Genomic DNA, 26,588 nt, shown 5'->3' with positions numbered 1-26,588 from the left:
CTATCTCTCCTATCTCTTCATTTTATCTAATAATTTTTCCCAAAAACCAATTTTAGGATTTTGAACAATTCGACTTGCAAATTTTTCATCATTTAATTTTTTCTTTTCTTTTTTCTTTAAACTATTATAAAAATCAACATATTCGGCATACTCATCACATACTTCTTCAACGTCACCATATTCTTTTAAACGTCCACCTTCAATCCACATAGCCTTTTGACAGAATCCTCTTACTTGTGGCAAAGAGTGAGAAATAAAGACAATTGTTTTTCCTTGATCTTTAAGTTCATTCATTTTATCTAAGCACTTTTGAGCAAATCCTTTATCCCCAACCGATAAAGCTTCATCGACAATGATAATATCAGGATTTAAATAAAGTGAAATTGAAAAACCTAATCTTGATTTCATCCCACTTGAATATTTCTTAACGGGTTGATATAAGAAATCACCAATTTCAGCAAATTCAATAACACCTTCCGTAATTTCTTGAATTCTTTTTCTAGAAAGTCCAAGCAATGCTCCTTTAACATTAATATTTTCAAGCCCTGTAAGTTGCATATCCAATCCTGTATTGATTGCAATTAAAGCCTGTTCTCCATTGATATCCATTGTACCTTCATCAATTTGTGAAATACCTGCTAAAATCAATGATAATGTTGATTTACCCGAACCATTTGTTCCTAAAATTCCTACAACTTCTCCTTTAGGAATTGTAAAAGTAATATCATTTAAAGCATAGAATCTTTGTGTAACTGAGCTTTTTGATTTACCATCATTTTTCTTTTTTAATTTATATATTTTTGAAACATGTTCAAATTTAATTGCATAATCTTCCATTATTACCACCTAAATCATATCAATAAATTTATGTTTAAATTTATACATCATCATACTACCAATTGTAAAAATCACAATGACAAACACCCAAAAGAAAAGCATTTGTTTCCAATAAAATAAGATTCCATGATGATATAAGAAACAATCTCTATAACCACATACAATATAATAAATTGGATTAGCTTTCATAATATATCTTACTGTCATTTGCCACCCATATTTGTGTAAACGTGAAATTGGCCATAAAATTGGTGTTAAATAAAGTAATAAACGCATGCACGCTAAAATAAGCTTTCTTGTATCACGAGCTAACATATTTAAAACAGATGTAATCATCGCAAGTGAAATTGTTAAACAAATTGCTGCAAAAAGATAATAAATAAGTTCAAGCCAATAAAGTGAAGGCATGATCCCTTGTGTAAGCAAAAAGACAACTAAGATAGCCATCAAACAAAAATGATTAAACAATTCTTTTCCAACAACTGTAGCTGGTAAAACGGATACCGGAAATTTCATTTTTGTAATGACATTACGTTTAGCATAAATGGCATTGGCCCCATTAGTAATACATGGACTAATAAAAAACCATACCACCATCCCACATAACATCCATTGAATAAAAGGAATCTTTCCTACAGCCTTTCTATTCATAATTAAACCAAACACAAAATAATACGTCATAATTTGAATTGCTGGATTAGCAAAATTCCAAAAAACACCTAATCTTGAATCTCGCATATCAGAAAGCAATTCATATTTTGAAATACAATATATACGATACAAATTTGTAAAGTTTTCTTTTAATACATATCGAATACTTTTAAACATACTTACCTCCAAAAAGTAAACCTACTATTACTTTTACATCATACCACTATTTTTTGCAAATAAAAACAAAAAAAAGGAACAATGGCTTTAAATAACCATCATTCCCTAAAAATACTTATTTATTCATCCATGATTCATCACTTGGATCAACTTTCCAAGCTTTTAATTTTTCCATATCTTCATGTTTAATATAGTCATGTTCTTTTGCTACTTCAATTAAAGTATCATAATTTGATAAAGTCACAAATGGACAATGTGCATTTTCAAAATTAACTGTTGCTTTATCTAAACCATAAGTAAAGATAGCAATTAATCCTAAAACTTCACATCCAGCCTCTCTTAAAGCTTCAACACATTCTAAAGAAGAACCACCAGTTGAAATTAAATCTTCAACAACAACAACTTTCATTCCTTCTTTAACAACACCTTCAATACGGTTATTACGTCCATGAGATTTAGCTCCTCCACGAACATACCCCATTGGTAAATCTAAAATATCAGCAGCTAAAGCAGCATGTGCAATCCCAGCAGTAGCTGTTCCCATTAAACATTCTGCATCTGGGAAATTATCTTTTACAAGTTGAGCAAGTCCTTGTTCAACATCTTTTCTTACTTTTGGATAAGATAAAGTTAAACGGTTATCACAATAAATTGGTGATTTAATACCACTTGCCCAAGTAAATGGTTCATTCGGTCTTAAAAAGACAGCTTTAATATCTAATAAATCTTTAGCAATAATTTTTTTCATTTCTATTCTCCTTGAAAATCTTGATAAACTTTTTTATATGTCGCTAAAGGATCTTGACTTCCTGTAATTGTTCTACCAACAACAATATAGCTTGAAGTAAGTTCTTTTGCCATAGCTGGTGTTGTTACACGTTTTTGATCATTGACATTATCACTTGCAAGACGGATTCCTGGTGTAACTGTCAAAAATTCTTTTCCTAAATGATCATGAATGATTTTTGATTCTAATGGTGAACATACAACCCCATCTAATCCTGCAGCTTTTGCATTTTCAGCCCATTTTAATACAACATTTTCTAATGGTTCATGAATAAGTAACTGATTATCTAAAACATCTTGATCTAAAGATGTTAAGCATGTTACAGCAATACATAATGGTCTTTTACCACTTGTTTTGCCTTCTTCTAATCCTTCAATAGCAGCTTTCATCATTTCAATACCACCTGAAGCATGAACATTGACCATATCGACATCTAACTTAGCAAGTTGTCTCATGGCACTTTTTACAGTATTTGGAATATCATGTAATTTTAAATCTAAAAAGATTTTATGTCCCATTTCTTTAATCATTTTAATGATTTCAATTCCTTCTCCATAAAACAATTCCATCCCTACTTTTACATAAAGACTTTCTCCCTCAAATTGTTTTAAGAAGTTTTCAACGTCACTTTTTGTCTTAAAATCAAGAGCAATACAAATTCTACTTTCGTTCATAAAAACCTCCTTATTATTCTTTTAACATTATACCAAAATTACTATCTCTATTCTACACGATTTATTTATTTTTTTGATATTCTTCTAGTAAATGTAAAACTAATTTTTCAAATGTCCAATTATAATTTGTTGCTGTTACAACAGCTTTTAAACAAAGTGTTGAATTATTTTTTAATTTTGATAATATTTGATCCATTTGTAAAGATGCAACGTTTGAAAAAACAACAACCGCTGGTTCTAAATTATTCTTTTTTGTTTTTTTAATCTTTTTATTTAAAATATCTTTAACTTTATTTTGTGTCATCTGTTCATTCAATAAAATTATTTCAATGTTCATCAACAAACATAATTGTTTTAATGATTCATAATTTTGAATCTTTTCCTTACAATAAATAATGAGCTTTGCGTTCATAAATTCTCCTTTATATACAAAAAAACAGCTATAAAAGCTGTTTTTCTTATTAACCAAGTCTGTTGTAGTATTCAACGATTAATGATTCATTGATTTCTGAGTTTAATTCAGATCTTTCAGGTAAACGAGTTAATTTACCAGTTAATTTATTAGTATCAACTTCAACGAAAGCTGGAGTTGCAACTTTGTTTTCTAAAGCTTCTTTAATAACTGCTAAATTTAATGATTTTTCTCTTACTTCGATAACATCTCCAATATTTACTCTGTATGATGGGATATCAGTTTTAACACCATTTACTAAGAAATGACCATGGTTTACTAATTGTCTAGCTTGTCTTCTTGTAGAAGCAAAACCTAATCTATAAACAACATTGTCTAATCTTCTTTCTAATAAGCATAAGAAGTTGTAACCATGGATACCTTCCATTTTACCTGCTTGATTAAATGTGTTGTGGAATTGTTTTTCATTAACTCCATACATATGTCTTACTTTTTGTTTTTCTGCTAATTGTAATCCATATTCAGTTTGTTTTTTTCTTTTTTGTCCATGTTGACCTGGAGCATAAGCTCTTCTGTTTAATTCTTTCCCGTTTTCTAAGATTGAGAATCCTAAACGACGAGAGATTTTCCATTGTGGTCCTGTATAACGTGCCATAAATTTTCCTCCGTATTGTTTTATTTGCATAAAGCAATAACATTGCATAGATCAATTAATAAGTGTTAATATTAAGCATTTCCCATTGCAGCCAGGTACTTTGCAATCATTTGATATTAACGCATTTTTTAATCCTCTATGTGCTGCTATTCATTTACTGCTTTGTCATCATACTATATATTTATGCCAATGTCAAACATTATTTTTTCTCATAAAATCATAAGAATTTAAAATAAATAAATTGAGTATTGCCAAAAAATATTGATAATAATAAGATATATTTAGTTTGCAAAGAAAAAGGGTGATCATAGATGAAATTAGCCATATGTGATAATGAAAAAAATGATTTATTACAAATTAAAAAATTAGTATTAGAATATTGTAAAAAAAATAATTATTTTTTTGAAATTTTTACTTATCAAGACTACAAAGAGCTACTCCACTGCATTGATGATTTTAATTATATTATTTTAGATGTTCTTTTAGATGATTTAACAGGTATTCAACTCGCTAAAGAGATACATAATATAAACAAAGACGTAAAAATTATTTTTTGTTCTATCAATCCTGAATATAGCATTGAAGCATTTGAAGTCAATGCCTTTAGATATTTAGTAAAACCTATTAACAAACAAAAACTTTTTGAATATTTAGATGAAATAAGAAAAAATGAAAAAGAAGCTCAAATAACCCTCATCGATTGCCAACAAAAAAAGTATACTATTAATATTTTAGACATATGCTATATCGATATGACCGGTCACTTATCAACAATCCATTTAAAAAACAAATTTACAATCACCATCAGAAAATCAATGAAAGAATGGATGTTATTATTAAATGAATATTATTTTTATTTGACATACAAAGGTGTTTTGGTAAATCTAAAATATGTTTCTTCTATAGAAAAAGATAGTGTTATTTTAAAAAATGGAAATTCTGTCTATTTATCTCGTAAATATAGAAAAGAATTTGAAGAAAAGTTCATGAATATGTTAGGAGATACATTATGATGACGACGATACTTTTTTCAAATGTACTTGAACTACTTATCTTTACATTTTTCTATAAATCACTACTTTCACCAAATAACAATAATAAACATGAATATACCATCATCTACACATTATGTTTTCTAACAAAATGTCTATCTAATTTCTTTAATAATATTCAAATAAATATTGCTATTTCTTTTTTTACATACTTAATACTGATATTAAAATTTTCAAATTCAAAATTAATCTATAAATTACTTTCTTTAAGTATCTATGAAGGGCTTTCTATCTTTTCTGAATCAATTACATATCATCTTTTTCAATTGTTTCCTTTAGCAAATGAAAATGAACTTTTACAAATGTTTTTTAGCAAGTTTGTTTTATTTTTATTTATTTTTCTAATTAAAAAATATAAATATATTATTGATGAAGATTACATTGATCTTAAAGATTCTTTACTCTTATCTTTTCAACCATTATCAATAATTATTTTTATTTATGTAAGCAATGGTGAAATCATTATAAATTCTAAAAATTCAACTTTAATAATTTTCTCGTTAGTCTTATTGATCATATCAAATCTCATCTCTTTTTATATTTTTGGAGAAACCATTAAAAAAAATAAAATAAAAAAAGAACTTAATTTTGAAAAAATGCGAATAAAAGAAAATGAACAATATTATACTTCTTTAAAAAAGAGTATTTATGATTTTAAAGCTTATCGTCACGATTTAAAGCATCACTTTTCAACATTAAAGAGTATGCTTTATTTAAAAAAATATAGTGAAGCTTATAAATTTGTTGATTCTTTATACAATAAAACTTGTGAGCTTTCTGATATTAGAAGTGGTGATGAATTCATTGATTTAGTTTTAACAAGTAGATTGCATAAAATTTATTTTTTTAATATTAAAATGTATTTTGAAATCAGGCCCTTAGATTTAAGTTTTATCAACGCCATGGACTTAAATACCATTTATGCTAACATTATTGACAATGCTATAAATTCTTGTGAAGAATGTAAAGATAGGTATATAAAAATACAAACAAAAACCAATAATCAATATCAAATTATTAAAATTACTAACAGTTGTGTATATGCAACCGAAATAAATGGATCATTTATTTCAACAAAAAAAGATAATGATAATCATGGCTTTGGATTAACTAACATCCAAAAAGCCGCCAAAAAATATAATGGTTTTGCACAATTTAAATTTGATACCAATTCTCAAGAATTTATCACAACGATTATTTTTAAAAATAATACAAAAAACAATAACACGTGATCCATAATAATATATTGGCATGATTCTTTAATTTCCCTGTATTGTCATAATATATTTGAGCATAAGCATAAAAAGTACTAAAAACTAGCGTGCTATTACCTATAGAATTCATTCTATCTCTTCTACCATAACAGTATGTAATTTTCATTTAATATTAAACTTTATTATTAATAATATATAAAAATCATTCAAACTTACATGTTGTAAAAATTGAGTGATTTTTATTTTTTTCTCTATTTTTATACAACTTATAAATTCCTATAAATAAAGAAGCAAACTTATAATTATTATTAATTAAAAAAAGTTTCCCTTTATGAGAAACTTTGATTTTAAGACTTCATGTTTTTTTACTTTCTTTTTAGCTAACCTTACCATGCTATCTTCTAATGTGATACATAGATTTTTTAAATTATAAATTTTTGCCCAATCTTTGAAGTGCATATCCATGTAATCTTTTATTTCCCTAGTTGATTTTGTTTGGAATAAAGTAATCAATCTTCTATTTTAAAAATATCATTTAATTTCAAAACAAAATATGATAATACTATTTAGAAAGATATAAATCTAAAGGTGTTTTTGTATGTTCAACAACATAACCACTACCACCTCTATCCTTAACGTCTTCTACCAATGTTGTTATTAAAATAGGTTGTTTGCTATCTGTTGTCATTACTATAAACCAGCCAAGCTCCTTTCCTGTCGTATCACTTTGGCTTTGCTTGATTTCTGCTGTTCCTGTTTTTCCTGCAAGAATCACATTATCATGAAAGATGCTATGCCCTGTTCCATTTTCATCTGCAATAACATTAATGAGATCTTCTTTGATTGTTTTTATTGTTTTATCACTGAAAACTCTTTGCATCCACATTCGCTCTCCTTTTTTTACAAGATGTGGACTATAAATTGAACCATTATTAACAAAGGCACTATAAATACTTGCAAGTTGTACAGGATTCATCAAAATTTGTCCTTGTCCATAACCACTATCAGCAATGAATTGATCATTTACTTTTTGATTTTTATTGATATACTGACTTCTATTTAAAGCAAGTTCAAAAGGAATCTTTTCACCAATCTTTAAATTTTTATAGTATTTGAATAAATTCTCTTTTCCAATACTTAAAGCACTTCTTGCAAAATAAACATTATCTGAATATGTGATTGCATTCTTTAAATTATTAGGTGAAGGAGCGTGTAATGTTGTTACATAATAATTACCCCAACTTGAGTCCTTTTGCCATTTATCTTTAGCACCCAAATCCTTATCAGGATCAATGATCTTTGTTTCTAAACCAATAGCTGCCGTAATAGGCTTCATAGATGAACCAGGTATATAGGTTTGTTTATAACGACTCATCAAAGGTTGGTGGACATCATTATTTAAAGCATCCCATTTATCTGTTGATAGTCCTAAAACAAAATCATTGTTTGAATAGGATGGTGTTGATACAAGTGCTAACACTTCTCCTGTTTTTGGATTGATAGCAACAGATGCACTTTTATCATTTTGATATTCATTATAAAGACTTTGTTGTAAATCAATATCAATTGTTAGAGTAATATCTTGAGGGCCTTCATCAATCTCTATTGCACAAAGATTTTCAATAACTTTATCATTTTTATTAACAAGATCTATTTTCCCTGAACTACTTCCCCTTAGTTGTTTTTCATAAACCGCTTCAATACCACTTCTACCAATTACTGAAGTTGAATTGTAACCTTCATTTTTATGTTTTTTTAAATCTTCTGAATTAACGTTTTGAACATATCCTATAATATGTGAAGCTACTTTATCATAAGGATAAGTACGAATACTGACTGTTGAAATTTTAACACCTTTGATATTTAAAATACCATTATAGATTAAACCATTTTTTGTGATTTCAGAAACTGTTTTAATGGGTACAAAAGAATCATCATTGATCCAAGAAGCACTCATTTTCTTTTGAATAGTCTCAACATCTGTTTCTAAATATTGTGCAATTTGTCCATAATCATTTTCACCGTTAAGCTTTCCTTTTACAAGACCAACTGAATATCCCTTTTCATCTTCTGCAAGTACTTCGCCATTTCTATCTAAAATACGTCCTCTTTTTTCAGGATTATATGTTGTTACTTTGATTTTGCAACCATCTTTATAGTCTTTCATAATAAGATTGTTATTGAATTGAATTTGTTCGTTTCTAATTCCAATTTTATTTTTATATTCAATTATTCCAGCCACAGTGTCTATGGATATTTGATATTTAACTATATCATTTTTTTCGTCTAATATTTTTACTTGTATATTATTTGCACCTATATCATCATAGATTTCTTTATATTTTTCAACAAAGTACTTCTGTGTAGGTGTATAAACCGTTTTTTGATCTAACATTTGATACATTTGTTTATAATCTTTCTTTTTTAAAAATTCAAAATATTCTGTAATAACTTGTTCATTGCTTTTTCCCTGATTAAATATAAAGAACACAGAAACTATCAGTAAAACACAAACACTAATTCCTATAATATATTTTTTCTTAATTTCCATCAATAAATCCTCCTATAATAATTAATTATATTTAATTACCGTATTTATTAAAAGAATATATACATAAGTGGTTAATTTTCGTCATAAGATATATGCTTCAAATTTAGCATAATTAAAACAATAATCACCATAACATATATATAATATTTTTGCCTTCTAAAAGAAAAACTGTTGATTTTTTCAACAGTCTTGAATCTAATTTTTCTTTAGAAATTAATTTTTTTCATTTTGCAAAGTATATTATTCTTTTCAAATATTTCTCTTATTCCTTCATATTGACTTTTTGTGATATTTTTCTTTTCAAAATAAAGAACTGCACCTGCTTTAGTCAACATCATGATAAGTGTTCCTGTATCAATTACTTCTTTTATAGTTTTATACTGTCTATAAAAGTATGTTGTGATTCTTGTATCATATCAATACCTTCATCTAAAAATACAAAATCAAAAGAACCTTCTTCTTACATAAGATGCAATACATTTATCTTAATAACCCTTTATTCATATTTTTTATCAATTTTACATATTGGATGTCTAATCACTGTTTTCCATTTTTCTGGTATCACTTTACGAGCATCCGATAAATAAATTTCATGATGTAATCTTGATTTATTAAAATCATTTCGATAGCCTTTTTCTTGAAGATATTGATTCATTATTTCTACCGTAGTTTCTTCTTCATCAAAAGAACCCTGATGCATCATTTGAACACATAGACCTTCTTCAAAAGTAAAAAATTCTACTTTTGAACAATCTATTTTCTTTTTTATAGAAGCTCTCTCTACTGCCCAATCAAAATCTTTTTTAGAAATAAAATCAGGCAATCTAATAACTGAAATCCAATGAAACTTTTCTTTATGTAAATAATCCACATTTTTCTTATCTTCTTGCCACCAAAAGCCTTCAAGTGGTGGAACAACATATTCATAAAAGCCTTTTATTTTATATTCCGTCTTATAACTCATTTTTAATGTATAAGCAACAGCATAGAGTATATGAATCGCTTGTTGATACATGCCATTTTCTTCATTAGGATTTCCTTTACCTCTTATCGCAATAAAATTAAATTGCGGAATATTAATAATTTCAGGCTTATTTTTAGGTCTATAATATTCTTTATATTCTTTTTTAAAATCAAAAGTCATTTTTCTAATCTCCTAAATAATTGGAAGTTGAATTTCTGTGAGCCATTCATCAACCGATTTTTTATTCCAAATACCATCAATATAACATTCTCTAGCAAGACCACTTACATGATAATCATTATCTTCTACACATTTCATAAGAAAACTATATGCTTCACCAATTTCATCATAGGCACCTTTATAAAAAAGACTTAATGCCTTTGTCGCTGGAAGTTTTTTAAATTTAATTCGAGCACTTTCTTTTCCGATGCTTTCTACTGCCTCATAACGGCAAATCATGATATCTGTTTCCTTATGTTCTTTATCTAAATATTCACAAAACTCATAAGATGGTTTTGTACATTTTATTTGTGGATTCAGTTCTAGACATTCTTTTTTTAGACTTGGAATAACTTTCATCATATCTGAGTATTTTTTCACTTTCACTTCACTATAATAAACAATTGTTTCAGGTATTTCTTTTACAGTTACTTGATAGCTCATTTCATCACTTTCCAAAATATGATTAATGATAGAAAGACATGCTTCAATGTCTTTTTTTTGATTTTCTAACATCTTTGCTTTAGAAATAAGTATTTTCTTTTTATCTGCCCCTCTGTAGATTTCTTTAATTTCTTCAATCGTTAGTCCTAATTGTCTATAGGACTTAATCATTGCTGCATCGGTTAATTGACTTGTCTTATAAAAACGATAACCTGTTTTCTGATCTACTTTTTGAGGAATTAAAAGCCCCTCTTTTTCATAAAAGCGCAATGCTTTGATTGTTAAATATGATAGTTTTGAAAATTCACCAATTTTTAACATTGTTACATTCCTTTCTATTTTATATGATAGATTATCCCCTAAGGGGAGAGTCAACCTTTTCTATACTTTTAATTATAAACAAAAAACATGAAGAGTACTCTACTTTAAAAAGTATTTTCTCTTCATTATTAATTCTATTCATGAATATCATTGCATATTTGCATTGCTATTTCATTTTCCATTAACGTAAAGCCATTTTTCTTATAAAACAACATATTATTTTTATCTTCTGGCATCACTTCAAGATACATAAAATCTTTATATTTTTCCTTAATATAGCCAATCATTTTACTTGCAATTTCCTTTCGTTGATAGTCAGGATGAACAAGAACATAATGGATCTGCGCTAACATTTCCGTATCATCCAACACTCTTATAAGCCCAACAAGAAAATCACCATCCCATACAGTAAGTACCGTTGAAGAATTCATAAGCGTTTAGGATAATTTCCAGAAACCCAGTTAATTGATAAAAATAATTGTTGTACTTGTTCTTGTGTAAATATTTTTTCTTCTGTATATTTTAACATACTTTCTCCTATCCATGGTGATCACATTTTTGACATTGAACCATTTCATTTTCATTATCTTCTTTATAAAAAATTCCTAACCACTTACAAATACTTTGTAGAATTGGAACAACAGATACCTCCTTTTCCGTTAAAGAATACTCGACCCTTAGTGGAATTTCATCATAAGATTTTCAACCAATAAGACCATCTTCTATTAAATCTTTTAACGTTGATGCCAGTACTGCATCTGGAATATTATACATTTCTTTGCGAATTTCACTATATCGTAATTTTTTATGAGCGAATAATACACAGATAATACGTGAACGCCATTTTCCACCAAATAAGGTAAGTCCATATTCAAGAGGACAACGTATATCATCATCTAATTTTTTCTTATATTTTGCCATCTAAAAATCACCTTCAATCTCTTTTTTTAAATTATAAATTAAAGGTATTCTTTTTTTTAGTAACTATTAAATTTCATAGTTTAAAAAATACGGAGCTATATACTCCGTATTCTCATCATTTAATTTTATTCTTTACACCATTTTTCTAAAGCATTTGAAAGTTTTTCATCAATATCTTTTCTTGTTGCTTCACATTCATTAGGATAATCTTTAGCCGCTTTAAAAATAAAACGTAAAACAAATTTAAGCCCTATCGGTAAAGCTTTACGAAGTAAAGATTCTGGTAAAACAAAATATGTTCCGTGTTCATAAACAAGCGTTGTATACTCACAACTGTGAAGATGTGTTTTTAAACGTTGATCCATACGTCGAATATATTTTCCTGTTTCCCAGAAAGAATCATCATCTGCCCCAACAAGAAATAAACTTCCTTTTATATTTTCAACTTTAATCATTTCTTCCTCTGTATGTTCTCTTGCTTTTTCAGAATCAATGAATAAACATGTGCTTCGTTCAATATCTCCAGAACCTTTTGTTTCTTCTTCAACCTTTTGCCAATAAATTGGATGTTCATACACAAATGGCATATACGCTAAAGGTTGCCCTTTCCAAGAAAGTGTTGATGCACCGGGAATTGGCCATTCTTTACAACCATCTTTATTCCCTTGTTCAAATCCTTGCCATATAAAATCACTTGGTGTAAGTGCAAAGGTCAAAGTAATATCCGAAAAAAATGAAGCAGCCACAAGTGCATCCATCCCCGTTGTACTCATTCCTACAATACCAATTTTTTTATTTCCGTTATTTTTTAACCATTGAATCGCTGTTTCTATTCTTTCTAACGGATAATTGACATGACTATAATCTTTCTTACCCGGTGACATACAAAGAACATTGACACCATTTTTATGAAGCCATTTAGCACCACATTTTGCCATATAATCATTAGGATCATCCCCAAACATTCCAATCATTGCACAATGAGATTCCTTGGGGTTTATATAATAAGTCCCATAGAAACCATCTTTTTCTGTATCAAAAAATAATTTTTCCATGATTTTCCTCCAACATATCATTAAATCTTTTGACTCACTAAAAATCCGTTTTCATCTTTTACTATTTCGTATTTCTTTGCCATTGGATTTTTACTACCAACAATACAATAATCACACTTATCACAGTTTCCACAAGTTCCTTGACGAATAAGTGTTCCATGAAGTTGGCTGATTCCCCAATAATCAGCATTACAAAATAGTGGAAGTACATGCATTAAATTATATTTCTTCGCAAACTCGGCATTAGGACATTGTAAAAAATGATACCTTGCCACGTGATTTTCTTTATCATAAGGCTTTGATACATTACAAAAAGTTGCAGGATATTGAAGATATTGTTTTCGATCTTTATGACCAACAATATGAAAAACTTTATCAATGAGCCACATATCAAAACTTCTATTTAAATTAAATATCTTTTCTAACTTTTCAAAAGGTCCCATAAATAAATGTGTCACAAACTCTTGAAGTTTTTCAACTTTTTTAGAAAAAATGAAATTATTCTTGGATCCACCCAAAATGTACACATGCATTGTAAATACCATCTTGATCACATGGTGTAGTTACATAAGTTGCTTTTTCTTTTAATTCATCAATAGCATTTCCCATCGCAATACTTGTCCATTCATCTCTAAACATACTTAAATCATTTTTTTCATCACCAAAAACAACGACATCTTTATAATCACCTTTAAAATGATCAACCATCATTTTAATACCAACTGATTTATCACCTGGTTCTACAAATAAATATTCTTTATGGAAACGACACCAAGGTAATTCTTTTAGTGTTTCTAATTTTTGTTCCTCAGGTGCAAAACAAGCTACATAGACTTTAAAGATTTGATCATAATTTCTAGGATCTAACCCCTCTACAACTTCTGTATCCATATAAACATCGTGTGTAAAGTCATAAAAGCGAGAATCTGGAGCTAATCTTCTTGTTTTATTATCTGGTGAAATAGCCCAAATAAATCCTTTTTCTTTACATTCATCTATGAGATTTAAACATTTTTGATAGTCTAATGGTTTAATGGTAATAAGTTCATTATCAATTGTAATTCCATTACCACCATCACTCACCATATTTTCAAAACCTAGACTTCTCATATGATCAACTGCCATTGCATAACTTCTTCCTGTCGCAATAGCCACAAAATGACCTTGTTCTTTTAACATGCGAATTGCTTTTTTTGTTGATTCAGGAATGTATTGTCTTCCTGGTGTTCCTACTGCTAATGTTCCATCAATGTCAAAAAAGAAAAATTTTCTGTTCATAACTAACTCCTTATAAATACTTATCTAATTCTGTTTCTACTGTTTTATTGATTTTTACCTTTGGATAATCAATTAATTTACCACGTGTAAATACTTTTTCAACATATCTTAAAGCTTTTAAATCATCTAAAGGATTTTCACTTACAACGATCATATCTGCATCCTTACCAACATCAATACTTCCTGTAATATTTTCAAGACCAGCGTATTTAGAAGCAAGTGAAGTTGCTGTATATAAAGCAAAACGATTAGAAACACCAATATATTTATGGAAATAATAAAGTTCTCGCCAAAAGTCATATTGACTCACCCATGGACATCCTACATCATTTCCTAAAACAACAGGTATATCATTTTCTAATGCTTGCTTTGCACAATCAATAATACCATTGAAAACGAGTTCACCATTGTATTTTTCTATTTCTGAAACATTGGAAATACTTGGATCAAACAACGCAAACGGAAGTGCTGGTGAAATCGTCGTACATAAAAAAGCCTTCTTTTCTTTAAATAAAGCAATCATTTCATCATCTAATTTTGCTCCATGTTCAATCGAATCAACACCATTTTCTAAAGCTACTCGTACCCCTTCAGATGATTCAACATGAGCAGCTACTTTATAACCAAGTTGATGCGCTCTATCACAAACAGCTTTTACCATTTCAGGAGGCATTTTTAATTCGCCAGGCACACCTTTTTCTTTTGCATCTAAAACCCCACCAGTAATCATAAGTTTAATCAAATCAACATTTTGACTTTTTGCTTTATCCACTAAAGCTAGAGCTTCTTCATTATTATGGGCAGCAATGGCGACTGATCCTGCCATATGACCATGAGGAACAGAAATTCCCTCATTGCTGGCAACAATTCTTGGACCAATAACTTTTCTCTTTAAAATTTCATCTCTTAATTTAGAATCATAATGAGCAATTCCTCCAACTGTACGAATTGTTGTTACCCCACTCATTAATTCGATCTTAGCGAAATTAGAAACCACTTTATACGTAATTTTTCGTGACAATGGATTAGACATCAACATTTTAACTGTCTTTTCATTATCTTTTTGTTTCTTTTGTGGTTTTCCATTTCCTGCAAGATGAACATGCATGTTGATGAGTCCTGGTAAAATATATTTTCCTTGTAAATCAATAATTTGATAAGATTTATCTAAATTACGATAAGGTTCAATAGCCACAATTTTTTCATTTTCAATAAAAATTGCTTTCCCTGTTTCTACTTCCATATCCTGATGACCATTTAAAATTTTTCCATTAATTAATGCATACTTCATAACCATTCCTTCTTTCCTATATATTCATTATAAAAGAATACATAAAAAAATCACTCCTAAGAGTGATTAATTATTAAGGTCTTAAACCAAGTCCACCTTCTAATGTAAGTGTTTCTCCTGTCATATATTTAAAATCAGGATTAGCAAGTTGTACACAGACACGCCCAATTTCTAATTCATTATTTCCAAAATGTCCCATTGGTGGTGTTTTAACATTTGCTTTGAAGGCTTCTGGATATGCTTTTTCAAATTGTTCTAATTGTGCCGTCCAAGCTAAAGGACATACCACATTGACATTGATTCCATCTTTTGCCCATTCATTAGCAGCTACACGTGTTAATCCACGGATTCCTTCTTTGGCAGCAGCATATGAACATTGTCCATAGTTTCCAAATAATCCTGCTCCTGAAGCAAAGTTGACAACTGATCCTTTTGTTTCTTTTAAATATGGATAACATGCTTTCATATAATAGAAGGCTGCATAGAGTCCTGAATACATTGCTAGATCAAATTGTTCTGTTGTATGATCAGCTAATGTTACTCCTGATGCTGATGCTTGCGCATTATTGATCAAAACATCGATTCTTCCATAAGTATCCATTGCTTGTTTAACAACATTGTTAACAACGGCTTCATTATCAGCACCAGCATTGACATCTGCTTGAACTGTTAAAACTTTGATACCATATAATCTTTCTAATTCTTCTTTAGCAGCTTCTAATTTTTTAACATTACGTCCTGTAATGACAAGATTAGCTCCTTCTTTAGCATAAGCTGTCGCAATTCCATAACCAATAGAACCACAACTTCCATCTTCTAAGACAGCACGTCCTGCTCCTGTAATAATTGCTGTTTTACCTGTTAAAAATCCCATTTATATTTCCTCCTTAAATACAATTTTTAAGTGTTAATATAATTATAGCACTACCAAAATAAAAAATCTATAGCTTGTGATATTTTTAACAAACTATAGACGGATAAAAATCATGTAAACAAGAGTTGATAAAATAATACTTAAAAAAGTATTCTTTTTCCATTTATAAGTAAAAACAACTGTTAAACACGCTAAAAGATAAGGAATAAAAAGTGTTGTTAATTGCGTTTTTAAATCTTTTAGACAATAAACAATAAGAACTGCCATAATAGTCATTGGTAAATGCTTTTCTAGTTTTTCTAACCATTTAGGAAGTTCTTTTTCTTTAAATAAAAGAAAAGGAAAAGCTCTTAATAAAAAAGTAATTAAAGCAGAAAGAATAATTGCTGAAAGTACATAACTATTCATAAGATGTTCCTCCTTGTTTAACAAGTAAAATCATTGAAGAAATAATCAATGAAGGTAACATAAAGTTTTGACTGCCAAAAACAATCAAACAAATAATAGCGATAACAATTCCTACAACAGCAGGAAAATGATCTTTATTTTTCTCTAATTGATCCATAAAAATAATAATAAACAAGGCTGTCATACAAAAATCAATTCCTGTTAAATCAAACGGAATCAAATTACCAAGTACCGCTCCTAAAACAGTTCCAATAAGCCAATAACATCTTGAAAAAAGTGCGACATAAAACATAACTTGTTCTTTATCTTGATCTTCTAGATTACAATTAACCGCATAAGTTTCATCAGTCATGGTAAAAATCATATACCATTTTTGCTTCATTTTATTAAAAACATCTATAAAAGATAAACTATAAAAAAGTTGTCGGCTATTCATTAAAAGAGCTGTAACACCAATTGTAAGTAAAGAAGTTCTCCCACTTAATAAAGTAATCAAAAGAAATTGAAAAGCACCCGTATAAATCAAAAAACTCACAAGTAATGCTACATACCAAGAAAAGCCCGCTTCGTTCATCATCACTCCATAAGCAATCGATACAAAAAGATAACTACACATAATAGGTATCGATTTTTCAAAAGCTTTTTTTATAATTTCTTTATTTTTCATAATCCTCTAAAAAGCTATGGTTAACTTTATCCTTTTTCGTTCCTAAAATACAATCTAAATTAACATTATCTAAAGCTTTAAAAATATTTTGATCAACATTTGGGTTTACTTGTTTCATTGTTTTAATGAGTTCTTTGACTTCTTTTCTTTTACTTGTTCCATCATTAATTAAAAAACATCCTTCAGTAAAACGACATGCACAATTGATAAAAGTCAAATCATTATGTTTACGCCAAGAAATAATACTTTCTTCTTTTACTAAATATAAAGGGCGAATAAGCTCTAATCCCTCAAAGTTTTCACTATGTAATTTAGGCATCATCGTTTTGATTTCAGAACCATAAAACATCGAAAGAAGTATTGTTTCAATCACATCATCAAAGTGATGTCCTAAAGCAATTTTATTACATCCTAACTCTTGTGCTTTACTATAAAGATAGCCCCTTCTCATCTTTGCACATAAATAACATGGACTTTTATCAACTGTTGAAACCACATCAAAAATATTACTTTCAAAGATTTTAATAGGTACATTCAATAAATCTGCATTATCTTCAATAAAATCACGATTATAACTGTTATATCCTGGATCCATCACAACATAATGAGCTTCAAAAGGAACACGCCCATGTCTTTGTAATTCTTGAATACACTTAGCCATTAAAAAAGAATCTTTTCCACCGCTAATACAAACCATAATTTTATCATTTTCTTGGATAAGTTGATAATTTTTAACAGCTTTTATAAATTTAGACCAAATTTCTTTACGATATGTTTTTATGATACTTCTTTCTATTTCTTTATATTTTTCCATTTCCAAAGCACTCCTTGTAACATTGATCAAAGATTTTTAGAAAATCTTGAACTTCTTTTTCTGTTGTTAAATGCGATAAACTAATTCTAAAAGAAGACATCGCTCTTTGACGATCTTGATAAAGCGCATAAACCATTTTAGAAGGTGTTTCTACAGGACAACATGAAGTTTTAGTAGAAATATAGATACCTTGTTGATCGAGCATTTGTGCAAATTTTGTAGCTTTCATTCCTTTTAAGGAAATATTAATAACATGAGGTAAAGAATATTTTGTACGATTTATTAATACTTGATCATATTGTTTTAATTGTTCAAGCATTTGATGATTGATTGATTTTACATAAATTTCTCGTTCTTGTTGTTTGGAAAGAGCAATCTTTAAAGCTTTTTCAATCGATACAATATGTGCCAGTTCAGGCGTTCCACTTCTAAAAACAGTTGTTGACTTTCCCCCATCAATTTGTGTTTTTAAACCAACTTTTTTCTTTTTAATTAACATACCAGTTCCCAACATACCATAAAACTTATGAGGTGCAATAGTAATCAAATCAACATTTTGATAATCAATAGCTACTTTACCAATTGCTTGAGAAGCATCACTATGAAAAAAACAATATTTATAATCTTTTAAAACTTCTCCAATTTCTTCAATCGGTTGTCTAATTCCAAGTTCACTATCCACACTACAAACGCTTACTAAAATCGTATCTTCTTGAATCATTGATTTCATTTTTTCAACATTGACTTGTCCATCTTCTTTTAAAGGAATCATTTCAACAATAAAACCATTTTCTTGCATTTTTGTAAGACTTGATAAAATTGAATTATGTTCTAAAGGTGAAATTAAAACATGTTTACCTCGATGTTTATATCTTTCTAAAATACCTTTGATTGCAAGGTTATTGGCTTCACTAGCTCCTGATGTATAAATGATTTCTTCAGGTAAGACATGTAATTGTTCAGCAATGTGCTTTGTTGTTTGATCAATAACTTCTTTTGCTTGTAATCCTAGTGTATGACTTGCATTAGGATTAGCAAAATATTTCATGGTTGCTTGATAATACGTATCAAGTACTTCTTTTTCTATTGGTGTATTGGCTGCATAGTCTAAATAAATCATAAGGTACCTCTCTTTTCCTACTAATATTATAGGAATTATAAAGAAGTGTCAATAATGAAAAGAACTCTAGCTGATTGCTAGAGTTTTTCATCAAGGGCTTCCCCATTTGTTTCAATAATATGTTTCATCCAATTAAATGATTTTTTCTTTGTACGTTTTAAAGTTCCATTTCCTTTATCATCCATATCAACATAAATAAATCCATAACGTTTTTTCATTTCTCCAGTTGATAAAGAAACAAGATCAATTGGTGCCCACATCGTATATCCTAAACATTCAACACCATCTTCATTAATCGCATCAGCCATAGCTGATAAATGTTTTTGTAAGTAATCAATACGATAATCATCTTCAACATATCCATTTTCATCTGCTTGATCAATAGCTCCCATACCATTTTCTACGATAAAAATTGGTTTTTGAATACGATCATAAATTTCATTCATACAATGTCTAAGCCCAAGTGGATCAACAGGCCATCCCCAAGGTGTATTTTCTAAATAAGGATTTGAAGAACCTCCAACATTAAACCATGGATCATCTTTTTTTACTGTATTTGAACGATAATAAGAAAATGAAACAAAGTCTAATTGTCCTTCTTTTAAAATTTCTTTATCTTCTTCTGTGATTTCTAATGAATCAAAGCCATGATGTTTCCACACACTTTTAGCATAAGGATGATAATAACCTCTTGCCATCGTATCAATAAAATACCAGTTTTCTCTTCTTGCTTGAAGACGTTTAAACATATCTTCTGGTTTACACGTTGCTGGATAAAGTTCACTCATTGCATACATTGTTCCAAACATGCTACCTGGCATCATTTGATGTCCTAAAATAACAGCTTTAGCACTAGCAACAAACATATGATGATCTGCTTGATATCTCACTTTTCCATCACTTTCTTTTGTTCCACATGGTCCAAATCCTCTAACAGCATTGATTTCATTAAATGTCAACCAATATTTACATCGTTTTCCATATCTTTCAAAGAGTGTTTTACAATATTTTACATAACAATCAATAACAAAACGATTTGACCATCCACCATATTTTAAAGCTAAGTGCATTGGCATTTCATCATGACAAATAGTAATAAGTGGTTCCATATGATGTTTTTCAAGTTCCGAAATAACTTCATCATAAAATTTTAATCCTTCTTCATTAGGTGTTTCTTCGTCTCCCAAAGGATAAATACGACTCCAACAAATACTAAAACGGAAAACATTAAATCCCATTTCTGCCATTAGAGCAATATCTTCTTTATAATGATGATAAAAATCAACCGCTTGATGACTTGGATAATATTCATCATCTAAAAAAACTGGCTTTGCTTCATTAGGAACAGGATCAGCATAGAAAAATGAACTTCTTGGTTTTAAAATTGTTCCATCAGGCATTTGAAATGTATGATGTCTTGGATTTTCCATTGATCCATCTGTTTCAAAGTCATGTGATAAAAGTCCTCTTCCTCCTTCATTGAATCCTCCTTCATATTGGAAATCAGCAGTTGCGCCACCCCATAAAAATCCTTCTGGTAATTGTTTCATAATAGTCTCCTTGTAACTTTTTACGTTTTATTTTGATAATTTTTACAAGCAAATCATAATCTTATTATTTTCTTTTGTCAATAGTTACATATTATTTTGACAATTTTATCATTTTTATATAAAATAAACATGAGGTGAGACTATGAACTTAATGGAAACCATCCACTTACATAAAAATGATTTTTCTAAAACAGAACGTAAAGTTTACGATTATATTGTTCAAAAACCTACAGCTATTGAAACAGCGACGATTACTAAAATTGCTGAACTATGTCAAGTTTCAACTTCTGGAATTTTAAGATTTTGTCAAGTTTTAGGTTATAAAGGTTATAAAGATTTTCGTTTTGACATGCTTCATTATTTGCATCAAGAACATGTTGAAGTAAATTCTGAAAATCTATTTGATGAATTAACATCTAAATATTTATCAGTCATTCGTCAATTCAATAACATTGATCAAAATAAGCTCAACCAACTTATTAAACAAATAAAAAACACCAAAAACATCTATATCATTGGTGTTCATTATTCATCTTTACCAGCAAAGCATTTAGTTTTAGGATTACAAGATTTAGGTATTAATACTTATTTTGCTTATGATTATATGCAAGCAAGTCATCTTTATAATACAATTCATGAAGATGACCTTTTGATTTATTTTTCTATTGAAGGTAATCAAAATAATGTTTCTCGTTTTTTTGACCTTACAAACGCCTCTAAAAATACATATATGATTACTTTAAATCCAAAGCCTAAATTATTGATTGAAAATACACTTATTCTTCCAGGATATACTTTATCAAAACAATCAATTGTTGATTTACAATCGATTGTTATAATCTTTGTAGAATTACTTTTAAATATGTTTCATAATACTTTAAAAGAGGATTAAGACTTTTTACTTAATCCTCTTCTTTTTTTAAAAAGGAAAGTATTTTTTCATTAAAAGCATCATCTTCTTTAATTTCATTTAATTGTCCTACTTCATTAGCACATTCTCCACAAATATCAATTCCAATTGTTTGACTGTTTTTAAATAAATAAGCGAGTAATATTTTAAATTCCATGAGTTGCATAGAACCTTGATCCCAATCTGTTTGAATAACATTTTGACTCAAAACATCTTTATCAATTGAAATATATAAAGGATATTGACGTAATAAATCATCAACTTTTTTCCACACTTCTCTATTTTCTAAATCATCATCTGTTAAATAGAGAACCTTATCTTGACGTTTAATCAATGAAACCTGTTTTTCATCAATACCTATTAAAATCACTTTTTTTAAATATTTATTATTTTCTAAACTATTTAAAATCCAAGATCCACAGCTTAAAATATCATCAAACATCGGTTGCATCATATCACTATGATGATCAAAAACAACTAAAATAAAATCATGTTTCATTTTTTCTATCCAAAACTCACTAACATAATGAAAATTACCAGAATCTATAAAATGTATACCTTCAGGAGATAGATTACTTATTTTAGCTTCTATTGTTCTTCTTGCTTCTTGACTACAATAACCATAAACACCTTGTAATTCATGTAAATCAAGCCATCTAATATTTTTATGTTTATAAAACTTTTCATTTTCATAAATTCCTGTAAAATCCATGACCGTCATGTTATTTTGTTTTTTAAACATCTTAAACACTTCCTTTGTTTTTATCCTAGCATAAAAAAAGTAACTTCCGTTACTCTTTTAATAAATATTTTTCAAAATATCTTCATCAAAACTTTTTTGATATAAGGCTTTCTTTTCTTTTAAATCATAAACAAGTGCGCCTGAGATACAATTTAAATAACGAACACCTGGTAAAATATCATAAAATTCTTCAAGCTCTGCAGGGTTTCTTCCTATATTTAAAATCATAATTTTATTATGCGCAACTGCTCTAGCAATTGCTTCTTGGGTTTTCTTTGAAATTTGTTTATTAGAATTTAATAATGTTCCATCCATATCAAAAGCTATTAGTTTATATTCCATACGACTTTCTCTACTACAAATGATAGTGTATCATTTTTAATCAATTAAAAAAAATCTCTTTCCATTTTAGAAAAAAGACTTGTTTTTCTACAATACATCACAATTTACATGCTCAATAAATTCAAGAAATGCTTTTGATTTTTGCGTATTCTTTAAATAAGCCATATAAAATGTTTGTTTTTCATCTATATCTTTAATTTTTATTTTTTTGATTGGCAACAAATCATAAACTGCCATATCAGGAACAATCGCTACCCCTAAATCATGACCTACAAAACCACCAACGACTTCATCTTCCTCTAATTCCATTGATATATGAGGATGTATTTTTGCCTTTTCTAAAAGATGATCGATCATTGGACGAATTCCACTATTTTTAGTAAAAGTAATAAAAGGTAGATCTTCTATTTGTTTTAAATCAATTTCATCATTTTTAGCAAGTGGATGATTAAGACTGACGATTACATAAAACTCTTGTGTTATAACAGGTTTAAAAAATATATCTTGATCATCTACATAGGAACAAAAAACAATATCTAAATCATTTTTCTTTAAATCATGAATAAGATCATAAGAAAAACCACTATGGCATTGAAAGGTCACATTTTCATTTTGAAAAGAAGAAATCAGTTGGGGAATATAGCTCATCCCTAGTCTTCTTACAAAACCAATATTTAAAGTTTCTTTTCCTTTTGAAATTTGTTTAATATTTTCTATAGAATCATTTAAACGATTAAGAATTGGCTCGATTTCTTTTAAAAAAAGTTTTCCATACTTTGTTAGAACAACATTTCTTCCCTTTTTTTCAAACAACACAACATCTAGTTCATCTTCCAATAAATGAATGGCATGCGTTAAACTCGGTTGAGTAATATGTAATTTTAAAGCTGCCTTTGTATAATGTTCTTCTTGTGCTAATGTTGTAAAATAACGTAATTGATATAAATTCATGTGTATCACCTAATATGATTATACTAGGACTTCTTTTCCTTTTCGAGTACGTTTTTTAAATAATAAGCTAATTAAAACACCAACGATAATAAAAGCTGATCCCAATACAAATGAAGTTGTCAAAACCTCATGAAAAACAACAACTCCTAAAAATGAAGAAGTTAATGTTTGAATTGGATAAAAAGCACTACAAGTATTAGCAGGCAATAATGATAAACTTTTATTCCATAAAATATTCGTAAATGCCGTACAAATAACTCCCATATAAACAAGTCCTAAAACAGCACCTAAATCTACTTGAATAAGAGGATGTGTCATTTGTACTTCTAAAAATGACACGGGGATATTACAAATTGTTGCAATCAACATTGATACTTTTGTAAGTGTTAATGCACTATATTTATTAGAAATCTTTCTTGAAATAACAGACATAAAAGCCCAACCAATAACTGCAATAAAAGAAATAAGAACTCCTAAAAACTGAATATTAGCTCCTGTACCTATAATCATATAAACCCCAGCCAACGATAATACAATACCAACAATTTTATTCATTTCTAATTTTTCATTTAAAATAATCATTGCCATCACACTAATAATCACTGGATTTAATGAATTAATAAGTGAAGCCATTGATCCACCGGCAATCTTAGTTCCTAAAAGTTGACAATCAACAGAAATAAAATAACCAATAAATCCCATAATAAAGAAATATTTATAATCACTTTTTTCTATTTTTTCTTTTTCACTTTTTAACGAGATTAAACTTAGTGCTATAAAAGCAATTAAATAGCGAAACATTGCTACTGTAAACGTAGGAATCTTTCCTAAAACAAATTGGCTGACAACATATAAACTTCCCCATAACATAAATGTTGTCAATAAATATACATAAGATTTTTTCATTTTCTTCTCTCCCTTAGTTCTACAGTATACATTTCTATTTATATAAATAAAAATAGATAAAAATTATCAATTTGATAGTTTTTATCTATAATTTATTATTTTGTATAACATGTATAACCATTTCTACCTTGATTCTTTGTTTGATACAAAGCCTGATCAGCTAAATTATACAAGCCTTTAAATGTTGTTCCATGTTCAGGATAAAAGGCAATCCCAATACTACAAGAAATTGTTCCTTTAAAATTGTCAATTTCAATATTTCTTATCTTTTGACATATTTCTTGGGCTTTATTTATCGCATTTCCATGCTCTTGAATATCTTTAACAAAAACAATAAATTCATCACCACCTGCACGCCCTACAATATCCTCTATTGTAAAAGACTCTTTTAAAATTGAGCCAAAGTTTTTTAAAACTTCATCACCAATAACATGGACATTTAAATCATTTACTGTTTTAAAATTATCAACATCGATCATAAAAAGTGCCCCTAATTGTTGAGAAGAGTCATTTTTTAAATATGTACTAATTTCATTTTGCAATGTTTCCTTATTTTTTATACCTGTTAATGCATCGATACGTGTAAATTCTAATAATCTTTTTTGATGTTTATTGTTTACTTTATAAATTGTAAATAACAAAATCACTAACGCAAAAACAAATAAAGCAAAAAGTAAATATTCAGCATAAATGATAAATGTATAAGATTCCTGTGCTACATCTACATCAATGCTATAACACATGATCCAATCATTGATTTTTAATGGATAATAAGCCATATAAGATGTTTTATTATTATGATTTAAAGTCATATAACCTTTTTCTTGTTTAATAAATTTTTGTTTTAAACTTTGAAGATCATCCGGAGATAAAACATTGTATTCAGCAAAATAACTATAAATACTTTCAGAAGCTAAAAAATCTTTATTTTTAACAGCATTATCATAAGTAATCAACTGCCCTTCTTTAGAAACAAGAAAGGCCGATCCTTTTCCATCATAAATACCTCTAAAAACAATTTTATTTAGATCCCCGATATCATAGCTACCACCTATAACTCCTACAATTTCTTTTTGTTGATCATAAATAGGTACCGCTATAATAACACGTGTCTTCCCTGCAATAACACTTTCAAGTGGAGCACTTAAGACTCTATTTCCCTTTAGTGCTTCTTGAAAATATTCACGATGACTTACATTCTTTACGGCACCATTATCATAATGACTTTCTCCATTTTTATCAATAATTCCAACATTTTCTAATTTTGTATATTCTTTAATGGAATGAATTAAATTTATATTATCTTCGCAAAATAAATCTTGCTGACTTATATGATTACCAATACCTTCAAGATATCGATATTGAATATCTATATACTGTTTTAAACTTTCAGTTTGTTTTTCTGTCTTAACAACCACTTTATTAACAGATTCATTTTCTATATCTTTTTTTATATAAAAGAAAAACGAAATAGAACAAATCATTATAAAAACAATAAAAATCATCATTGCTTTTAAATATTCTTTAAAAGAAAGTTTATAAATTGCTTTTCTTTTCATATCGTCACCAACTTCCTTTAAAATATTTTACCATATTTAAACAAAGATTTTAATAAAAAAAATTATAGCATCGCTATAATTCAATTAATTGAAAAACTTGAGGATTTCTTGAGCTACAAATAACTCAGGAAATCAACTTTTGGCTTTTTCTGTTGGTTATCAACTTTTTTAACTATTCTATTATTTTCACAAATGTTATATCATCTTCTTAAAATCAAAATAATTTACAGAAAAAAGGATAA

General features: G+C 28.4%; 29 protein-coding genes and 1 pseudogene. 3 read left to right on the top strand and 27 right to left on the bottom strand.

Annotation, left to right across the window (positions count from 1 at the left end):
• Positions 1-9 precede the first annotated feature (9 nt).
• The 6 genes from HUU89_RS00680 to rpsD all read right to left on the bottom strand — a co-directional run bounded on the left by HUU89_RS00680 (position 10) and on the right by rpsD (position 4,193).
• Complete coding sequence (locus HUU89_RS00680; protein WP_032091380.1) at positions 10-837, bottom strand: ABC transporter ATP-binding protein; 828 nt, start codon at positions 835-837, stop codon at positions 10-12.
• Between the two features lie 9 nt (positions 838-846).
• On the bottom strand, positions 847-1,665 hold the full coding sequence (locus HUU89_RS00675; RefSeq protein WP_032091381.1) for an ABC transporter permease: 819 nt from the start codon (positions 1,663-1,665) through the stop codon (positions 847-849).
• Between the two features lie 115 nt (positions 1,666-1,780).
• Positions 1,781-2,413: an orotate phosphoribosyltransferase gene (gene pyrE / locus HUU89_RS00670; protein WP_022001156.1), complete on the bottom strand. Its 633-nt coding sequence runs from the start codon at positions 2,411-2,413 to the stop codon at positions 1,781-1,783.
• 2 nt (positions 2,414-2,415) lie between these two features.
• Positions 2,416-3,126 (bottom strand): orotidine-5'-phosphate decarboxylase, encoded by a 711-nt coding sequence (gene pyrF / locus HUU89_RS00665; RefSeq protein ID WP_022001157.1) that lies wholly within the window; start codon positions 3,124-3,126, stop codon positions 2,416-2,418.
• Positions 3,127-3,187: 61 nt separating this feature from the next.
• Positions 3,188-3,538: a DUF3783 domain-containing protein gene (locus HUU89_RS00660; RefSeq protein ID WP_175300718.1), complete on the bottom strand. Its 351-nt coding sequence runs from the start codon at positions 3,536-3,538 to the stop codon at positions 3,188-3,190.
• 49 nt (positions 3,539-3,587) lie between these two features.
• Positions 3,588-4,193 (bottom strand): 30S ribosomal protein S4, encoded by a 606-nt coding sequence (gene rpsD, locus HUU89_RS00655; RefSeq protein ID WP_117812041.1) that lies wholly within the window; start codon positions 4,191-4,193, stop codon positions 3,588-3,590.
• 311 nt (positions 4,194-4,504) lie between these two features.
• Between rpsD and HUU89_RS00650 the strand changes: the two genes are divergently transcribed.
• Both HUU89_RS00650 and HUU89_RS00645 read left to right on the top strand, forming a co-directional pair.
• Positions 4,505-5,206, top strand: a complete 702-nt coding sequence (locus tag HUU89_RS00650) for a LytR/AlgR family response regulator transcription factor (RefSeq protein WP_175300717.1) — start codon at positions 4,505-4,507, stop codon at positions 5,204-5,206.
• Positions 5,203-6,477, top strand: a complete 1,275-nt coding sequence (locus HUU89_RS00645) for a sensor histidine kinase (protein ID WP_175300716.1) — start codon at positions 5,203-5,205, stop codon at positions 6,475-6,477. Before HUU89_RS00650 ends, HUU89_RS00645 begins: the two co-directional genes overlap by 4 nt.
• Positions 6,478-7,021: 544 nt before the next feature.
• On the opposite strand, the gene HUU89_RS00640 is transcribed toward HUU89_RS00645, so the two are convergent.
• The 16 genes and pseudogenes from HUU89_RS00640 to HUU89_RS00570 all read right to left on the bottom strand — a co-directional run bounded on the left by HUU89_RS00640 (position 7,022) and on the right by HUU89_RS00570 (position 20,936).
• Positions 7,022-9,010, bottom strand: a complete 1,989-nt coding sequence (locus tag HUU89_RS00640; protein WP_175300715.1) for a penicillin-binding transpeptidase domain-containing protein — start codon at positions 9,008-9,010, stop codon at positions 7,022-7,024.
• A gap of 206 nt (positions 9,011-9,216) precedes the next feature.
• Complete coding sequence (locus HUU89_RS15225) at positions 9,217-9,348, bottom strand: hypothetical protein (protein WP_317992310.1); 132 nt, start codon at positions 9,346-9,348, stop codon at positions 9,217-9,219.
• Between the two features lie 158 nt (positions 9,349-9,506).
• Complete coding sequence (locus HUU89_RS00635; protein WP_175300714.1) at positions 9,507-10,154, bottom strand: GyrI-like domain-containing protein; 648 nt, start codon at positions 10,152-10,154, stop codon at positions 9,507-9,509.
• A gap of 12 nt (positions 10,155-10,166) precedes the next feature.
• The gene (locus HUU89_RS00630; RefSeq protein WP_175300713.1) at positions 10,167-10,958 is read right to left on the bottom strand and encodes a MerR family transcriptional regulator; all 792 of its coding nucleotides are present in this window, start codon (positions 10,956-10,958) and stop codon (positions 10,167-10,169) included.
• Between the two features lie 134 nt (positions 10,959-11,092).
• On the bottom strand, positions 11,093-11,389 hold the full coding sequence (locus HUU89_RS00625) for a GNAT family N-acetyltransferase (RefSeq protein WP_217498389.1): 297 nt from the start codon (positions 11,387-11,389) through the stop codon (positions 11,093-11,095).
• Positions 11,390-11,495: 106 nt separating this feature from the next.
• Positions 11,496-11,879, bottom strand: a pseudogene (locus tag HUU89_RS14835) (winged helix-turn-helix transcriptional regulator).
• Between the two features lie 125 nt (positions 11,880-12,004).
• Positions 12,005-12,934 (bottom strand): acyl-CoA thioester hydrolase/BAAT C-terminal domain-containing protein, encoded by a 930-nt coding sequence (locus HUU89_RS00615; protein ID WP_175300712.1) that lies wholly within the window; start codon positions 12,932-12,934, stop codon positions 12,005-12,007.
• A 20-nt stretch (positions 12,935-12,954) separates the two neighbouring features.
• Positions 12,955-13,377, bottom strand: coding sequence for an L-2-amino-thiazoline-4-carboxylic acid hydrolase (locus HUU89_RS00610; protein ID WP_175300711.1), 423 nt, complete (start codon positions 13,375-13,377; stop codon positions 12,955-12,957).
• A gap of 55 nt (positions 13,378-13,432) precedes the next feature.
• Positions 13,433-14,212, bottom strand: a complete 780-nt coding sequence (locus HUU89_RS00605; RefSeq protein ID WP_175300710.1) for an HAD-IIB family hydrolase — start codon at positions 14,210-14,212, stop codon at positions 13,433-13,435.
• Between the two features lie 10 nt (positions 14,213-14,222).
• Complete coding sequence (locus HUU89_RS00600; protein WP_175300709.1) at positions 14,223-15,503, bottom strand: amidohydrolase family protein; 1,281 nt, start codon at positions 15,501-15,503, stop codon at positions 14,223-14,225.
• A gap of 73 nt (positions 15,504-15,576) precedes the next feature.
• A complete protein-coding gene (locus HUU89_RS00595; protein ID WP_032091392.1) occupies positions 15,577-16,377 on the bottom strand; it encodes an SDR family NAD(P)-dependent oxidoreductase in 801 nt (266 codons plus the stop codon).
• A gap of 93 nt (positions 16,378-16,470) precedes the next feature.
• Positions 16,471-16,785, bottom strand: coding sequence for a branched-chain amino acid transporter permease (locus HUU89_RS00590; RefSeq protein WP_022001165.1), 315 nt, complete (start codon positions 16,783-16,785; stop codon positions 16,471-16,473).
• On the bottom strand, positions 16,778-17,452 hold the full coding sequence (locus HUU89_RS00585) for an AzlC family ABC transporter permease (protein ID WP_217498387.1): 675 nt from the start codon (positions 17,450-17,452) through the stop codon (positions 16,778-16,780). Before HUU89_RS00585 ends, HUU89_RS00590 begins: the two co-directional genes overlap by 8 nt.
• Positions 17,442-18,266: an ATP-binding protein gene (locus tag HUU89_RS00580; RefSeq protein ID WP_175300708.1), complete on the bottom strand. Its 825-nt coding sequence runs from the start codon at positions 18,264-18,266 to the stop codon at positions 17,442-17,444. Before HUU89_RS00580 ends, HUU89_RS00585 begins: the two co-directional genes overlap by 11 nt.
• Complete coding sequence (locus tag HUU89_RS00575; RefSeq protein WP_175300707.1) at positions 18,253-19,386, bottom strand: cysteine desulfurase family protein; 1,134 nt, start codon at positions 19,384-19,386, stop codon at positions 18,253-18,255. The genes HUU89_RS00580 and HUU89_RS00575 overlap by 14 nt, the downstream gene beginning before the upstream one ends.
• A gap of 77 nt (positions 19,387-19,463) precedes the next feature.
• Positions 19,464-20,936 carry a glycoside hydrolase family 1 protein gene (locus HUU89_RS00570; protein WP_175300706.1) on the bottom strand — a complete coding sequence of 491 codons (1,473 nt, stop codon included), beginning with the start codon at positions 20,934-20,936 and terminating at the stop codon, positions 19,464-19,466.
• Between the two features lie 142 nt (positions 20,937-21,078).
• On the opposite strand from HUU89_RS00570, the gene HUU89_RS00565 reads away from it, so the two are divergent.
• Positions 21,079-21,828: a MurR/RpiR family transcriptional regulator gene (locus HUU89_RS00565; protein ID WP_175300705.1), complete on the top strand. Its 750-nt coding sequence runs from the start codon at positions 21,079-21,081 to the stop codon at positions 21,826-21,828.
• Between the two features lie 10 nt (positions 21,829-21,838).
• Here the strand turns inward: HUU89_RS00565 and HUU89_RS00560 are convergent, their stop codons facing one another.
• From HUU89_RS00560 to HUU89_RS00540, 5 genes are all read right to left on the bottom strand, one after another.
• Complete coding sequence (locus HUU89_RS00560; RefSeq protein WP_227392005.1) at positions 21,839-22,588, bottom strand: arginase family protein; 750 nt, start codon at positions 22,586-22,588, stop codon at positions 21,839-21,841.
• A gap of 57 nt (positions 22,589-22,645) precedes the next feature.
• Entirely contained in the window at positions 22,646-22,930 is a 285-nt protein-coding gene (locus HUU89_RS00555; protein WP_175300704.1) for an HAD family hydrolase, read from the bottom strand.
• 87 nt (positions 22,931-23,017) lie between these two features.
• Positions 23,018-23,881, bottom strand: a complete 864-nt coding sequence (locus tag HUU89_RS00550; RefSeq protein ID WP_175300703.1) for a LysR family transcriptional regulator — start codon at positions 23,879-23,881, stop codon at positions 23,018-23,020.
• 18 nt (positions 23,882-23,899) lie between these two features.
• Positions 23,900-24,787, bottom strand: a complete 888-nt coding sequence (locus HUU89_RS00545) for a DMT family transporter (protein WP_175300702.1) — start codon at positions 24,785-24,787, stop codon at positions 23,900-23,902.
• A gap of 95 nt (positions 24,788-24,882) precedes the next feature.
• The gene (locus HUU89_RS00540) at positions 24,883-26,346 is read right to left on the bottom strand and encodes a diguanylate cyclase domain-containing protein (protein ID WP_175300701.1); all 1,464 of its coding nucleotides are present in this window, start codon (positions 26,344-26,346) and stop codon (positions 24,883-24,885) included.
• Between the last annotated feature and the right edge of the window lie 242 nt (positions 26,347-26,588).

Source organism: Faecalibacillus sp. H12 (genome assembly GCF_013361255.1).
In the GTDB taxonomy this organism is placed as follows: Bacteria; Bacillota_I; Bacilli_A; order Erysipelotrichales; family Coprobacillaceae; genus Faecalibacillus; species Faecalibacillus intestinalis.
The sequence above is the reverse complement of the archived record's forward strand: the minus strand, read 5'-3'. Positions and strand labels throughout refer to the sequence as shown.

Bases quoted from the DNA above. Each gene is read 5' to 3' on its own strand.
- HUU89_RS00570 (WP_175300706.1), bottom strand. From the start codon at position 20,936: ATGAAACAATTACCAGAAGGATTTTTATGGGGTGGCGCAACTGCTGAT.
- HUU89_RS00610 (WP_175300711.1), bottom strand. From the start codon at position 13,377: ATGGGACCTTTTGAAAAGTTAGAAAAGATATTTAATTTAAATAGAAGT.
- HUU89_RS00585 (WP_217498387.1), bottom strand. From the start codon at position 17,452: ATGAAAAATAAAGAAATTATAAAAAAAGCTTTTGAAAAATCGATACCT.
- HUU89_RS00550 (WP_175300703.1), bottom strand. From the start codon at position 23,881: ATGAATTTATATCAATTACGTTATTTTACAACATTAGCACAAGAAGAA.
- pyrF (WP_022001157.1), bottom strand. From the start codon at position 3,126: ATGAACGAAAGTAGAATTTGTATTGCTCTTGATTTTAAGACAAAAAGT.
- HUU89_RS15225 (WP_317992310.1), bottom strand. From the start codon at position 9,348: ATGATGTTGACTAAAGCAGGTGCAGTTCTTTATTTTGAAAAGAAAAAT.
- HUU89_RS00555 (WP_175300704.1), bottom strand. From the start codon at position 22,930: ATGGAATATAAACTAATAGCTTTTGATATGGATGGAACATTATTAAAT.
- HUU89_RS00580 (WP_175300708.1), bottom strand. From the start codon at position 18,266: ATGGAAAAATATAAAGAAATAGAAAGAAGTATCATAAAAACATATCGT.
- HUU89_RS00545 (WP_175300702.1), bottom strand. From the start codon at position 24,787: ATGAAAAAATCTTATGTATATTTATTGACAACATTTATGTTATGGGGA.
- HUU89_RS00560 (WP_227392005.1), bottom strand. From the start codon at position 22,588: ATGTTTAAAAAACAAAATAACATGACGGTCATGGATTTTACAGGAATT.
- HUU89_RS00590 (WP_022001165.1), bottom strand. From the start codon at position 16,785: ATGAATAGTTATGTACTTTCAGCAATTATTCTTTCTGCTTTAATTACT.
- HUU89_RS00640 (WP_175300715.1), bottom strand. From the start codon at position 9,010: ATGGAAATTAAGAAAAAATATATTATAGGAATTAGTGTTTGTGTTTTA.
- HUU89_RS00540 (WP_175300701.1), bottom strand. From the start codon at position 26,346: ATGAAAAGAAAAGCAATTTATAAACTTTCTTTTAAAGAATATTTAAAA.
- HUU89_RS00650 (WP_175300717.1), top strand. From the start codon at position 4,505: ATGAAATTAGCCATATGTGATAATGAAAAAAATGATTTATTACAAATT.
- HUU89_RS00600 (WP_175300709.1), bottom strand. From the start codon at position 15,503: ATGAAGTATGCATTAATTAATGGAAAAATTTTAAATGGTCATCAGGAT.
- HUU89_RS00630 (WP_175300713.1), bottom strand. From the start codon at position 10,958: ATGTTAAAAATTGGTGAATTTTCAAAACTATCATATTTAACAATCAAA.
- HUU89_RS00625 (WP_217498389.1), bottom strand. From the start codon at position 11,389: ATGAATTCTTCAACGGTACTTACTGTATGGGATGGTGATTTTCTTGTT.
- pyrE (WP_022001156.1), bottom strand. From the start codon at position 2,413: ATGAAAAAAATTATTGCTAAAGATTTATTAGATATTAAAGCTGTCTTT.
- HUU89_RS00660 (WP_175300718.1), bottom strand. From the start codon at position 3,538: ATGAACGCAAAGCTCATTATTTATTGTAAGGAAAAGATTCAAAATTAT.
- HUU89_RS00645 (WP_175300716.1), top strand. From the start codon at position 5,203: ATGATGACGACGATACTTTTTTCAAATGTACTTGAACTACTTATCTTT.
- HUU89_RS00565 (WP_175300705.1), top strand. From the start codon at position 21,079: ATGAACTTAATGGAAACCATCCACTTACATAAAAATGATTTTTCTAAA.
- rpsD (WP_117812041.1), bottom strand. From the start codon at position 4,193: ATGGCACGTTATACAGGACCACAATGGAAAATCTCTCGTCGTTTAGGA.
- HUU89_RS00605 (WP_175300710.1), bottom strand. From the start codon at position 14,212: ATGAACAGAAAATTTTTCTTTTTTGACATTGATGGAACATTAGCAGTA.
- HUU89_RS00680 (WP_032091380.1), bottom strand. From the start codon at position 837: ATGGAAGATTATGCAATTAAATTTGAACATGTTTCAAAAATATATAAA.
- HUU89_RS00575 (WP_175300707.1), bottom strand. From the start codon at position 19,386: ATGATTTATTTAGACTATGCAGCCAATACACCAATAGAAAAAGAAGTA.
- HUU89_RS00635 (WP_175300714.1), bottom strand. From the start codon at position 10,154: ATGACTTTTGATTTTAAAAAAGAATATAAAGAATATTATAGACCTAAA.
- HUU89_RS00615 (WP_175300712.1), bottom strand. From the start codon at position 12,934: ATGGAAAAATTATTTTTTGATACAGAAAAAGATGGTTTCTATGGGACT.
- HUU89_RS00595 (WP_032091392.1), bottom strand. From the start codon at position 16,377: ATGGGATTTTTAACAGGTAAAACAGCAATTATTACAGGAGCAGGACGT.
- HUU89_RS00675 (WP_032091381.1), bottom strand. From the start codon at position 1,665: ATGTTTAAAAGTATTCGATATGTATTAAAAGAAAACTTTACAAATTTG.